Annotated in this window: 11 protein-coding genes; 8 read left to right on the top strand and 3 right to left on the bottom strand. The window is 69.8% G+C overall.

The window, feature by feature from the left end; translation table 11 throughout:
* Positions 1 to 10: 10 nt before the first annotated feature.
* Complete coding sequence (locus CK240_RS01025; protein ID WP_095638473.1) at positions 11 to 919, top strand: carbohydrate kinase family protein; 909 nt, start codon at positions 11 to 13, stop codon at positions 917 to 919.
* 94 nt (positions 920 to 1,013) lie between these two features.
* Here the strand turns inward: CK240_RS01025 and CK240_RS01020 are convergent, their stop codons facing one another.
* Both CK240_RS01020 and CK240_RS01015 read right to left on the bottom strand, forming a co-directional pair.
* On the bottom strand, positions 1,014 to 2,186 hold the full coding sequence (locus tag CK240_RS01020) for an aspartate aminotransferase family protein (RefSeq protein ID WP_095638472.1): 1,173 nt from the start codon (positions 2,184 to 2,186) through the stop codon (positions 1,014 to 1,016).
* Between the two features lie 151 nt (positions 2,187 to 2,337).
* Complete coding sequence (locus tag CK240_RS01015) at positions 2,338 to 3,156, bottom strand: ABC transporter permease (RefSeq protein ID WP_240517229.1); 819 nt, start codon at positions 3,154 to 3,156, stop codon at positions 2,338 to 2,340.
* Positions 3,157 to 3,261: 105 nt separating this feature from the next.
* Here CK240_RS01015 and CK240_RS01010 point away from each other — a divergent pair, with 105 nt between their 5' ends.
* The 5 genes from CK240_RS01010 to argF all read left to right on the top strand — a co-directional run bounded on the left by CK240_RS01010 (position 3,262) and on the right by argF (position 9,285).
* Entirely contained in the window at positions 3,262 to 3,870 is a 609-nt protein-coding gene (locus CK240_RS01010) for a GcrA family cell cycle regulator (protein ID WP_095638471.1), read from the top strand.
* Between the two features lie 789 nt (positions 3,871 to 4,659).
* A complete protein-coding gene (metG, locus tag CK240_RS01005) occupies positions 4,660 to 6,378 on the top strand; it encodes a methionine--tRNA ligase (protein WP_095638470.1) in 1,719 nt (572 codons plus the stop codon).
* Positions 6,371 to 7,144, top strand: a complete 774-nt coding sequence (locus tag CK240_RS01000; protein ID WP_095638469.1) for a sulfite exporter TauE/SafE family protein — start codon at positions 6,371 to 6,373, stop codon at positions 7,142 to 7,144. The genes metG and CK240_RS01000 overlap by 8 nt, the downstream gene beginning before the upstream one ends.
* A gap of 53 nt (positions 7,145 to 7,197) precedes the next feature.
* Positions 7,198 to 8,118, top strand: a complete 921-nt coding sequence (rocF, locus tag CK240_RS00995) for an arginase (protein WP_095638468.1) — start codon at positions 7,198 to 7,200, stop codon at positions 8,116 to 8,118.
* Between the two features lie 240 nt (positions 8,119 to 8,358).
* Positions 8,359 to 9,285 (top strand): ornithine carbamoyltransferase, encoded by a 927-nt coding sequence (argF, locus tag CK240_RS00990; RefSeq protein ID WP_095638467.1) that lies wholly within the window; start codon positions 8,359 to 8,361, stop codon positions 9,283 to 9,285.
* A 135-nt stretch (positions 9,286 to 9,420) separates the two neighbouring features.
* Here the strand turns inward: argF and mutY are convergent, their stop codons facing one another.
* On the bottom strand, positions 9,421 to 10,437 hold the full coding sequence (gene mutY, locus CK240_RS00985) for an A/G-specific adenine glycosylase (protein ID WP_420818598.1): 1,017 nt from the start codon (positions 10,435 to 10,437) through the stop codon (positions 9,421 to 9,423).
* An 83-nt stretch (positions 10,438 to 10,520) separates the two neighbouring features.
* Here mutY and CK240_RS00980 point away from each other — a divergent pair, with 83 nt between their 5' ends.
* On the top strand, positions 10,521 to 11,099 hold the full coding sequence (locus CK240_RS00980) for a DUF721 domain-containing protein (RefSeq protein WP_095638465.1): 579 nt from the start codon (positions 10,521 to 10,523) through the stop codon (positions 11,097 to 11,099).
* Positions 11,100 to 11,110: 11 nt separating this feature from the next.
* Complete coding sequence (locus tag CK240_RS00975) at positions 11,111 to 11,785, top strand: DsbA family protein (RefSeq protein ID WP_095638464.1); 675 nt, start codon at positions 11,111 to 11,113, stop codon at positions 11,783 to 11,785.
* Positions 11,786 to 11,803 lie beyond the last annotated feature (18 nt).

Here is an 11,803-nt window from a genome sequence, read left to right as displayed (position 1 = left end):
GGACCGGCCGATGATCCTTTGCACAGGCGAAGCACTGATCGATCTGATCCCGCAGCCGGGCGGCCTGCTGCGGCCGCTCGCCGGCGGTGCGGTCTACAACACCGCCGTGGCGCTGGGCCGGCTGGGGGCGCGCGCCGCTTTCCTGTGGCCGATCTCGCGCGACGGCTTCTCCGACCTGCTGCTCGGGCCGCTGGCACGGGCCGGGGTGGACACGTCCGCCTGCCCCCGCACGGACCGGCCGACCACCCTCGCCGTTGTCAGCCTTGCCGGGGGAGAGGCGCGCTATTCCTTTTACGACGAGGGCTCGGCAGGCCGGATGTTCGCCGAAACGGACCTGGCGCCCCTGCCCTCCGATCTGCAGGCGCTGTTCATCGGCGGCATCAGCCTTGTCGCCGAGCCCTGCGGGACCACCGTGGAAACGCTTGCGGCCCGGGCGGCGGAGCAGGGCGTCCCGGTCATGCTCGACCCCAACGTGCGCCCCTTCTTCATCGCAGACGAAGCCGCCTACCGGGCCCGGCTCGACCGGCTGCTCGGCCTGTCCGCGATCGTCAAGCTGTCGGCCGACGATTGCGCCTGGCTCTGGCCGGGGGCGGACCGGGAGCGGATCGCCCGCGACCTCCTGTCCCGAGGCGCTCGCCTTGTCCTGGTGACCAGCGGCGCGGAAGGCGCGCTGGCCTTCACCCCCCGTCACCGTGCCGAGGCGTCCGCCGCCGAAGTGACCGTCGCCGACACCATCGGCGCAGGCGACACCTTCAACGCGGGCATCCTCGACGCGCTTTCCCGCGCAGGCGCCCTGAACAGACTGGACGACCTCGACGAGCCGACCCTTGCCGCCGCTCTGCGCCACGCGGCGCGCGCCGCCGCCGTGACGGTTTCACGCCCCGGCGCCGACCCGCCCTGGCGCCACGAACTCGCCTGAGCGTCTTCTTCGTCCAAACCTCCCGGGGCAGCCGCACGGCGGCGGGGGCTTGCGCCCCCGAACGCATGGCACGGGGGCGCAAGCCCCCTTTGCCTCACCCCTCCAGCGTCGTCGCCGCACGGTCCAGCCGGGCCACCGCCTCGGTGATCTCCTCGTCGGAGATGTTCAGCGGCGGCAGCAGGCGCACGACGTTGTCGGCGGCGGGCACCGTCAGCAGATGCTCGTCATAGGCCGCAGCCACCACCTCTGTCGGCGCCACCTTGCAGCGCAGGCCCAGCATCAGCCCGACACCGCGCACGTCCTCGAAGACATCGGGATGGGCCGCGACCAGCCCTTCCAGCTTCTGCCGGAACAGCGCGCCCTTGCGGTTGACCTCGGCCAGGAAGGCGTCATCCGCGACGATCTCCATCACGCGGGTCCCGACCGCGCAGGCCAGGGGATTGCCGCCATAGGTGGACCCATGGCTGCCCACGCCCATCCCCGAGGCCGCCTCGGCCGTCGCCAGCACCGCGCCCAGCGGGAAGCCGCCGCCGATGCCCTTGGCGACCATCATGATGTCGGGCGTCACGCCCGCCCATTCATGCGCGAACAGCCGTCCGGTCCGGCCCATGCCGCACTGCACCTCGTCCAGCACCAGCAGCGCCCCGGTGCGGTCGCACAGCGCGCGGATCTTCCGCAGGTCCTCGTCGGCCATCGGGCGGATGCCGCCTTCGCCCTGCACCGGCTCCAGCATCACGGCGGCAGTCCGGTCCGAGATCGCGGCCTCCAGCGCCGCCAGATCGCCCCAGGGCAGGGTGCGGAAGCCGGGCATCAGGGGACCGTAGCCCTTGGTCATCTTCTCGGACCCCGCCGCCGCGATGGCCCCGGTGGACCGCCCGTGGAAGGCGCCCTCGAAGGTCAGGATCTCGATGCGGTCGGGCTGGCCCTTCTCGGACCAGTACTTGCGGACCATCTTGATCGCCAGCTCTGCCGCCTCGGTGCCCGAGTTCGTCACGAACACCGTGTCGGCGAAGGTGCTGCCCACCAGCAGCTCGGCCAGCCGCTGCTGCTGCGGGATCTGGTACAGGTTCGACACGTGCCAGATCTTCCCGGCCTGCTCGGTCAGGGCCGCGACCAGTTCGGGATTCGCATGGCCCAGCACGTTGACCGCGATCCCCGCGCCCAGGTCCAGGTATCGGGTGCCGTCCGCAGCGATGGCCCAGGCGCCCTCACCGCGTTCAAAGGCAAGGGGCGCGCGATTGTAGGTCGGCAGGACGGCGTCGATCATGGGTCGGTCCTTGGCTGTGTTGGGGATGTGACGAACAGGAAAGGCCCCGCCACGAAGGGCGAGGATGGGACGCATCAGCGTCGCAGCGCGGAGCGAGTCGTCGTCATGGGATGCAGCGTTACCAAGCGCGGCCGCCGCCTTCAACGCCGCGTCACGCCTTCATGCGGAAACCGCTGCGCAGCCACCACCAGGCAAGCGCGTTGACCGCGACAACCGTCAGCAGGCAGACGGCCAGACCCCGCCCGACCGGCGCGTCGCTGACCCCGGCGAACCCATAGCGGGCGCCGTCGATCAGATAGAAGATCGGGTTCCAGTGGGACAGGGTGCGGAAGGGCTCGGGCAGCGCCTGGACCGAATAGAAGGTGCCCGACAGGAAGGAGAGGGGCGTCACGACGAAGTTCGTCAGCGCCGCCATCTGGTCGAACTTCTGCGCGATGATCCCGCCCAGCAGTCCCAACCCGCCCAGCATCAGCGCCCCCAGGACGATGAAGGCCGACGCCAGCAGCGGATGGACGGCGACATGCCCCACCAGCAGCGCCAGCCCGATCCCGATCACCCCCGCGACCAGCAGCGACCGCGCGAGGCTGCCCGCGAGGTAACCCGCCAGGATCTCGGCCGCCGACAGGGGCGGCATCAGCGTGTCCACGATGTTGCCCTGCATCTTGGACGAGATCAGCGAGGACGAGCTGTTGGCGAAGGCGGTCTGGATCACCGTCATCATCAGGATGCCTGGGCCCAGGAACTCGACAAAGGGCAGGCCCATGACCTCGCCCCGGCCGCGGCCCAGCGCCACGACGAAGACCACGACGAACAGCCCTGCCGTCATCAGCGGCGCCAGCACGGTCTGCTGCCAGACGGTCATGAAGCGCCGGATCTCGCGCGCGGCCAGCGTCGCCGTCCCCAGCCAGTTGACCCGCCCGAAGCGGCGGACGGGCATGGCGCCATAGTCGGCGGATGTCGGGGAGGTCATGGGCGATCCTTGAAACTGCGGGCGCGGGGCGCTATTTCCGGGCATTCCCGGTTAGAACCGCGCCGCGCGGCTTGTGCAAGCCCGCCAGCCGTCAAGGAGCAACCCATGTCCTGGACCGACGAACGCGTCGAGACACTGAAACGCATGTGGGCCGAGGGTCAGTCGGCCAGCCAGATCGCCAAGGAGCTGGGCGGGGTGACCCGCAACGCCGTGATCGGCAAGGTGCATCGCCTGGGCCTGTCGAACCGCGTCGAGGGCGAGGACCAGCCTGCCGCCCCCGCCGCGCCCGAGCCCCAGCCCGTCGCCGAGCCCGTTGCCGCGGCCGCCCCGGCCGAAGCCCCGCGCGTCGAGCCCGAACCCGAGCCCGAGCCCGAGGCGGAAACCGCCGAGGCCCCCGAGCCGCAGCCCGCGCCGCAGCCGGTCTTTGCGCCCCGCCGGCCCATCGTGCCTGCGGGCCAGCCCCTGCCCCCGCAGCCCTCGGCCAACGAGATCTCGCCCGAAACGCTCGCCTCGGTCCGCGAAGTCGAGAAGCGCGCCCTGAAGCTGTCGCTGATGGAACTGACCGAGCGGACCTGCAAATGGCCGATCGGCGATCCCGCGACGGAAAAGTTCTGGTTCTGCGGCCTGCCCAGCACCGCCGGCAAGCCTTACTGCGAGGCCCATGTCGGCGTGGCCTTCCAGCCGATGAGCGCACGTCGGGACCGGCGGCGCTGAGGCAGCCTTTCCGGCGCCCGGTCGAACTCTCGGCAGCCGGGGGCTTTCTGCCCCATCGCTCCCCGGGAATGTTTCTGTCCGGCCCGGGGCGCCCTTTACGAAGTCTCAAGACTCCGCTGCCAATATGACAGGGCGGGACAGGCGGGGACGCCGATGACCGCTCCGGACCGAGGCGCCCCCGTTCCCTGCTTCACCGCCGGAACGGGGGCGTTCTTTTTTCAGCGGCAGCGGGAAGGCGGCCCTTCCGCAGACGTGAGCCACCCCCTCCGACGCCTGCCACCGGTACCGACCACCTCCACCACGTTCCGGTCCCCGTGCCGCTTCGCTGCCCTTTGGCAATGCGAACGACGGCACTCCTCCCTTGCACGGTGCATTGGGGCCCTCACGCCATGGCCTCCTCGGGCCGGACACAAATATCCCGGGGGAGCCGTGCGGCGCACGGCGGGGGCAGAGCCCCCTTCTTCACCGATGCAGTCACCGGCGGCGGGTCGCTGTCCCACCCGGGGGCAGGGGCTCCCGTGGAACCCTGTCCTTCCGCAAGGCGGGTATCGATCCGGATGTCCGGGACCTGCAGATCGACCTGCGCGCGCCTGACCATTGCCGCAGCCAGAGGCAAGGGCGGCCGGGACGAGAGACGGGCCATGAAAATCCCGGTGAAGGAACCTTGCGGACCCTCGTGACCCCCAGCGGTCGCCCTGAACTGCCCCGCAGGCGAAACAAGGCCCTGCCGCTCTGGCAATGACCGCGCCGCTTGGGTAAACAGCCCCCGACCTGCCTTCAGGAGCCCGCATGGCCCGCCATCTCATCACCTCTGCCATCCCCTACATCAACGGCATCAAGCACCTGGGGAACCTGGTCGGCAGCCAGTTGCCCGCCGATCTGTTTGCCCGCTTCCAGCGGGCGCGGGGCAATGAGGTGATGTTCGTCTGCGCCACCGACGAGCACGGCACTCCGGCCGAGCTTGCCGCCGCCAAGGCCGGCAAGCCGGTGGACGTCTTCTGCGCCGAGATGCACGAGGTGCAGGCCGACATCGCCCGCCGCTTCGGCCTGTCCTTTGACCACTTCGGCCGCTCGTCGAGCCTGCAGAACCAGCGCCTGACGCAGCATTTCGCGGGCAAGCTGGCCGAGAACGGGCTGATCGCCGAGGTGTCCGAGCGGCAGATCTATTCCAATGCCGACGGCCGCTTCCTGCCCGACCGCTATATCGAGGGCACCTGCCCCAACTGCGGCTATGACAAGGCGCGCGGCGACCAGTGCGAGAACTGCACCAAGCAGCTCGACCCTACCGACCTGATCAATCCGCGCAGTGCGATCAGCGGCTCGACCGATCTCGAGGTGCGGGAAACCAAGCACCTCTACCTGCGCCAGTCGGCCTTGCGGCAGGAGCTTTCGGACTGGATCGACAGCAAGACCGACTGGCCAATCCTGACGACCTCGATCGCGAAGAAATGGCTGAACGACGGCGAGGGCCTGCAGGACCGGGGCATCACCCGCGACCTCGACTGGGGCGTGCCCGTCCGCAAGGGCGACGAGCCCTGGCCGGGGATGGAGGGCAAGGTCTTCTACGTCTGGTTCGACGCCCCCATCGAATACATCGCCGCGACCAAGGAATGGGCCGATGCGCGGGGCGAGCCCGACGCCGCCTGGCGCCGCTGGTGGCGGCTGGACGAGGGCGCCGGGGATGTGCGCTACACCCAGTTCATGGGCAAGGACAACGTGCCGTTCCACACGCTGTCGTTCCCAGCGACGATCATCGGCTCGGGCGAGCCCTGGAGGCTGGTCGATTACATCAAGTCCTTCAACTACCTGACCTATGACGGCGGCCAGTTCTCGACCAGCCAGGGCCGCGGCGTCTTCCAGGACCAGGCGCTGTCGATCCTGCCCGCGGACTACTGGCGCTGGTGGCTTCTGTCCCATGCGCCCGAGGGATCGGATTCCGAGTTCACCTGGGAAAACTTCCAGCAGTCGGTGAACAAGGACCTGGCGGACGTGCTGGGCAACTTCGTCAGCCGCATCACCAAGTTCTGCCGGTCCAAGTTCGGTGAAACCATCCCCGAGGGCGGCAGCTACGGCGCCGAGGAGCAGGCGCTGGTCGAGGCGCTGACCACCCGCATCCGGGCCTACGAGGGCTTCATGGAGGCGATGGAGGTCCGCAAGGCCGCGAACGAACTGCGCGCGATCTGGGTGCTGGGCAACGAATACCTGCAATCGGCCGCGCCCTGGTCCACCTTCAAGACGGACCCGGAAAAGGCCGCGATGCAGGTGCGCCTCGGCCTGAACCTGATCCGCCTTTACGCGGTGCTGTCGTCCCCCTTCATCCCCTTCGCGGCCGACGCGATGCTGGCCGCGATGCGGACGGAGGACCGCGCCTGGCCCGACGACGTGACGGCCGCGCTGGCCACCCTGCCCCCCGGCCACGCCTTCGACGTCCCCGAGGTGCTTTTCGCCAAGATCACCGACGAGCAGCGCGACGAGTGGCAGGAGCGGTTTAAGGGCGTCCGTGCCTGAGGTCGGCTGGTCCGCGCTGCTGGCCTTCTGGGGCCTCAGCGCGCTGGGGGCCTGGTCGCAGACGCTGACGGGCTTTGCGCTGGGCCTGATCGTGATGAGCGGGACGACGCTCTTCGGCCTGCTGCCGGTGCCGGTGACGGCGCAGATCATCTCGATCCTGGTGCTGCTGAACGGGGCGATGGTGCTGTGGCGCGACCACCACCACGCCGACCGCAAGGCGGTGATCGCCGCGGTGATCGGCGCGACCCCGATGATCGCGCTGGGCTACTGGCTGCTGCACTGGATGGTCGGATCGGCGCTTGAATGGCTGCGGCTGATCCTGGGCGTCTTCATCGCGGTGGCCGCGCTGCAACTGGTCCACCGCCCGCAGCCCTGGGAGGCGCGCTCGCCCACCCCGGCCTTCGGTGTCGCCGGGGCCACGGGCGGCATCATGGGTGGACTGTTCGCCACCTCGGGGCCGCCGCTGATCTGGCTTCTGTATCGCCAGCCGCTGACGCTGGACACGATCCGGGTGACGCTGGTGGTCTATTTCGTGATCACCCAGGCCTTCAGGCTGGTGCTGACGGCGGCGGACCGCAGCTTCGACCGGCTGACCGCCATCGCGCTTGCGGGCGCGCTGCTGGCGGTGGCTGTCGGGACATGGGCGGCGCGCCGCTTTCCGCCCCGCGTTTCCCCGCTGGCGATCCGGCGGGCGGCGCTGGTGCTGCTGTTCCTGTCGGGCGTGGGGCTGATCGGCACGGCAAGCGTGGCGCTGGCGCGCGGTTGACCTCGGGCGCTCGGGCCCGCAACCTCGCCGCGCATCCAGTTTCCGAGGCTTCCATGACCCATTGCATCCTGATCGGCGCCCCCGTGGACAGCGGCCAGCAGAGGCCAGGCTGCCTGATGGGGCCCGCCGCCTACCGCGTCGCCGGGATCGCGCGGACGCTGCAGAGCCTCGGCCACGGCGTCGAGGATCGGGGCGATCTCGCGCCCGGCGCACTGGGCAGCGAGGTGGCGCCCAATGCCGCCGTGCGCCACCTGCCCGAGACGGTCGCCTGGACCCGCGTCCTGGCCGAGGCGGGCGAGCGCGCGATGGCCGAGGGAATGCCGATCTTCCTCGGCGGGGATCATTCATTGTCGCTGGGATCGGTCGCGGGCGTGGCGGCCCATGCGAAGGCGCAGGGGCGACCGCTGTTCGTTCTGTGGCTGGACGCGCACACCGACATCCACAGCGTGGCCACGACCGAGTCGGGCAACCTGCACGGCACCCCCATCGCCTATATCGCCGGGCGGCCGGGCTTCGAGGCCTTTCCCCCCTTTCCCGCTCGGGTTCCCGAGGAGAACATCTGCCTTTTCGGCATCCGCAGCGTCGATCCGGCCGAGCACGCGGCGCTGGAGCAGTCGGAGATCACCGTCAACGACATGCGCGTGCTGGACGAGTTCGGATTCGCCGTGCCGATGCGGGCCTTCCTTGAAAAGGTGCGCGCGGCGAACGGGATGCTGCACGTGAGCCTCGACGTGGATTTCCTTGATCCGTCCGTCGCGCCGGCGGTCGGCACCACGGTTCCGGGCGGGGCGACCTTCCGCGAGGCGCATCTGGTCTGCGAGCTGATCCATGAAAGCGGGCTGATGACCTCGCTGGACCTGGTCGAACTGAACCCTTTCCTGGACGAGCGCGGCAAGACGTCCAGGATGATGGTGGACCTCGTCGGCAGCCTGATGGGGCGCAAGGTCTTCGACCGGCCGACCCGGTCCGGGTGAAACGGGGGCTCCGCCCCCGCGCCCCCGGGGTATTTGGATCAGAAAGAAGCCCCCTCGGGCCCGGATCCTGCGGCGACGGGGCTTGACCCCGGCATGGCGTCCCGGTGAAGTGCCGCGATCATGTTCACGCCGATCAAGCTGCCCGCCCTCGCCCTCCGTTCCGTTCCGAGCCCCCGGGGATTCGGGCGCCGACGATAGCGCCCGCGATCTCGCCCCACGGAACGGAACAGGACACCAAAGATGAACAGCTTTCTCGACATCCACACCACGCCCAAGAACGACCTGCGGGCGATCATCGACAGCGCCCGGGCCATGAAGGACGCGCGCGACGGCCAGCCCAAGGGCGCGCCGGACCCCAGGCAGCCGCTGGCGGACCGCATGGTCGCGCTGATCTTCGAAAAGCCCTCGACCCGGACCCGCGTCAGCTTCGACCTCGGCGTGCGGCAGATGGGGGGGCAGACCCTGGTCCTGTCCGGGCAGGAGATGCAGCTGGGTCATGGCGAGACCATTGCCGACACCGCCCGCGTCCTCAGCCGTTACGTCGATCTCATCATGATCCGCACCTTCGAAGAGGCGACGCTGCTGGAGATGGCGGAATACGCGACCGTGCCCGTCATCAACGGGCTGACGAACCGCACCCATCCCTGCCAGATCATGGCCGACGTGATGACCTTCGAGGAACACCGCGGCCCCATCGCGGGACGCAAGGTGGTCTGGGTCGGCGACGGCAACAACGTCTGCGCCAGCGTGATGCACGCGGCGGGCCAGTTCGGCTTCGATTTCACCTTCACCGGGCCCCAACCTCTGGACCCCGAGTTCGAGTGGTTCGAATTCGCCCGCGCTCAGGGAGTGCGGGCCGAGATCGAGCGCGACCCGGTCAAGGCGGTGCAGGGCGCCGACCTCGTCTTTGCCGATACCTGGGTGTCCATGCACGACCCTCAGTCGGCCAAGGAGCGGCGCCACAACATGCTGCGCGGCTACCAGGTGAACGAGGAACTGATGTCCCACGCCAAGCCGGATGCGCTGTTCATGCACTGCCTGCCCGCGCATCGCGAGGACGAGGTGACCTCGGCCGTCATGGACGGGCCCAACAGCGTCGTCTGGGACGAGGCCGAGAACCGCCTGCATGCCCAAAAGGCCATCATGCGCTGGTGCCTGGGGGTCTGAGACGGCCTGCCGTCGCGGCCCGACCGGGGGTTTCCCATCGTTCAGGACGATCCCCGAGGCTATTCCGGCGAGGGGAAACGCCTGCGGTTGCCTGCCGTGCAGGCGAGCCGGCAGAATCAAGTCCGGGCGTCGGCTTCAGCTTGCCAGCGCCCAGACCTTGCGCATCAGGCCCGGCAGGGTGTTCGGGTCGAAGCCGTCGCGCGGGGTCACCTCGCCCCTGGTCGGGTTGGCCAGGGGCGCGCACAGCACGCTCAGGCGCAGTTCGAAATGGGTGAAGACGTGGCGGACCTCTCCTGCCGCGTCCCAGGGACCGTCCTGCGGCGGCGGCAGGTCGGTGCCGTCCCAGCCGCTTGTCGGAAAGGCCAGCGTTCCACCCAGCAGGCCCCGCGCGGGGCGGCGTTCCAGCAGGACGGCGCGGTCGTCCAGCGCGACCCAGGCGGTGCCGGTGCGCAGGGGCTTGGCGGCCTTGGGCGCCTTGCGGGGAAGCTCGGGGGCGATGCCCTGGGCGCGGGCGGCGCAAAGGTCCATCAGGGGACAGATGCCGCAGGCCGGGTTGCGCGGCGTGCAGATGGTGGCCCCCAGATCCATCATCGCCTGGGCGAAATCTCCCGGTCGCGCCTGCGGGGTCAGGGTCGAGGCCAGTTCCGTCAACTCGCGCCGGGCCGCGGGAAGCGGCGTCAGGACGGCAAAAAGGCGCGAAACGACGCGCTCGACGTTGCCGTCCACCACGGTTTCCGGCTGGTCGAAGGCGATCGCGGCGATGGCGGCCGAAGTATAGGGACCGATGCCGGGCAGCTGCGCGAGGGCCTCGCGCGTGTCGGGAAAGCCGCGGGCCGCGGCGACTTGGCGGGCGCAGGCGACCAGGTTGCGGGCGCGGGCGTAATAGCCGAGGCCCGCCCATTCGGCCATGACCTGCGCCTCGTCGGCGGCTGCCAGCGCCTGAACCGTCGGCCACAGCGCCGTGAAGCGCTGGAAATAGGATTTCACAGCCGCGACGGTGGTCTGCTGCAGCATGATCTCGGACAGCCAGACGCGATAGGGGTCCATCGCCGGTGCGCCGGGCGGCGCGCGCCAGGGCAGCACCCGGGCATGGCGGTCGTACCATTCCAGCAGGCGCGGCGCGGCCTGCTGGCTGACGGCGGTTTCACGCAAGTTTGCCCCGGTGCTCATCGCACCCGTCTGGCATCCGGCGCGGGAAGCGTCCAGATTGATCCCACCAACAGACGCCCGAGGCCATGACGTCCAGTCCGCAGCCCCCTCGCGCCCGCAAGAGCGCCAAAGGTCCCGACGCGCCCCCCCGGCGCCGGATGCGGGGGTTCGAGCCTGCCGCTGCGCTGGTTGCCCCCGACCTGCGCCGCGCCGCCGAAAAGCGCGGCTTCGCGGTGGCCCGCCTGCTGACCGACTGGCCCGAGATCGTGGGCCCTGAAACCGCCGCCCATACCCGCCCCGTCAAGGTGACCCATGGCAAGGGCATGGGCGCCACGCTGACGGTGCTGACCGACGGGGCCCATGCGCCCCTGGTGCAGATGCAACTGCCGCGCCTGCGCGAGCGGGTGAACGCGGTCTACGGCTTCAACGCCATCTCGCGGATCGTCGTCACGCAGACCGCCGCGCAGGGTTTCGCCGAAGGGCAGGCGCAGTTCCGCCCTGCCCTTCCGCAGCAGCCTCCGGCGCCGTTGCCCGAGGTCGTGGCCAGCGCCGAGGCGGTTGCCGCGCGCTTCGACGATCCGAAACTTGCCGATTCCATGCGGCGGCTGGCGCTTGCGCGGGCTGCCCGCGACACGCGGAAGCGGCCGCTCTTTTCCCAGGACTGAAAGGCCACCCCATGACCCCGACCCTTCGCAGCCTCGTCTCGGCCGCAGTGCTTGCCATGCTGGCGCTGCCCGCCGCGGCCCAGACCGCGACGCCGGCGCCCGCCGAGGCCGCGCCCGCCTCCACGCCGGCGCAGGCACCTGCCACCCAGCCCGACTACTGGCAGGGCGCCGAGGATGCGCCGGTCGAGATGATCGAATACGCCAGTTTCACCTGCGGCCACTGCGCGGCCTTCCACAACGACGTTTATCCGCAGCTCAAGGCGGAATACATCGACACCGGCAAGGTCCGCTTCACCCAGCGCGACGTCTACTTCGACGAACCGGGCCTGTGGGCCGGCATCCTTGCCCGCTGCGGCGGCGAGGAGAAGTTCTACCCGATTGCGGGAATGCTGTTCGAAAAGCAGCGCGAATGGCTGGGCGCCAAGACCGGCGACGAACTGGCCGCGAACCTGCGCAAGATCGGCGCCGCCGCGGGCTTCTCGGGCGAGCAGATGGACGCCTGCTGGAAGGACCAGGCCAAGGTGGAAAGCCTGCTGGCGACCTTCCAGCAGAACGCCGTGGCCGACAAGATCGAAGGGACACCGACCTTCATCATCGGCGGCGAAACCGTGCGCAATGCCCCGTGGGAGGAGTTGAAGGCCAAGATCGACGAGAAGCTGGCCGCTGCCCCCACCGCCGCGAACTGACACAAATAAAGGGGGGGG

Origin of the sequence: Paracoccus salipaludis (assembly GCF_002287065.1) — a bacterium.
Taxonomy (GTDB): domain Bacteria; phylum Pseudomonadota; class Alphaproteobacteria; order Rhodobacterales; family Rhodobacteraceae; genus Paracoccus; species Paracoccus salipaludis.
Note: the sequence above shows the minus strand (reverse complement) of the source record. Positions and strands in the feature narration are given on the sequence as shown.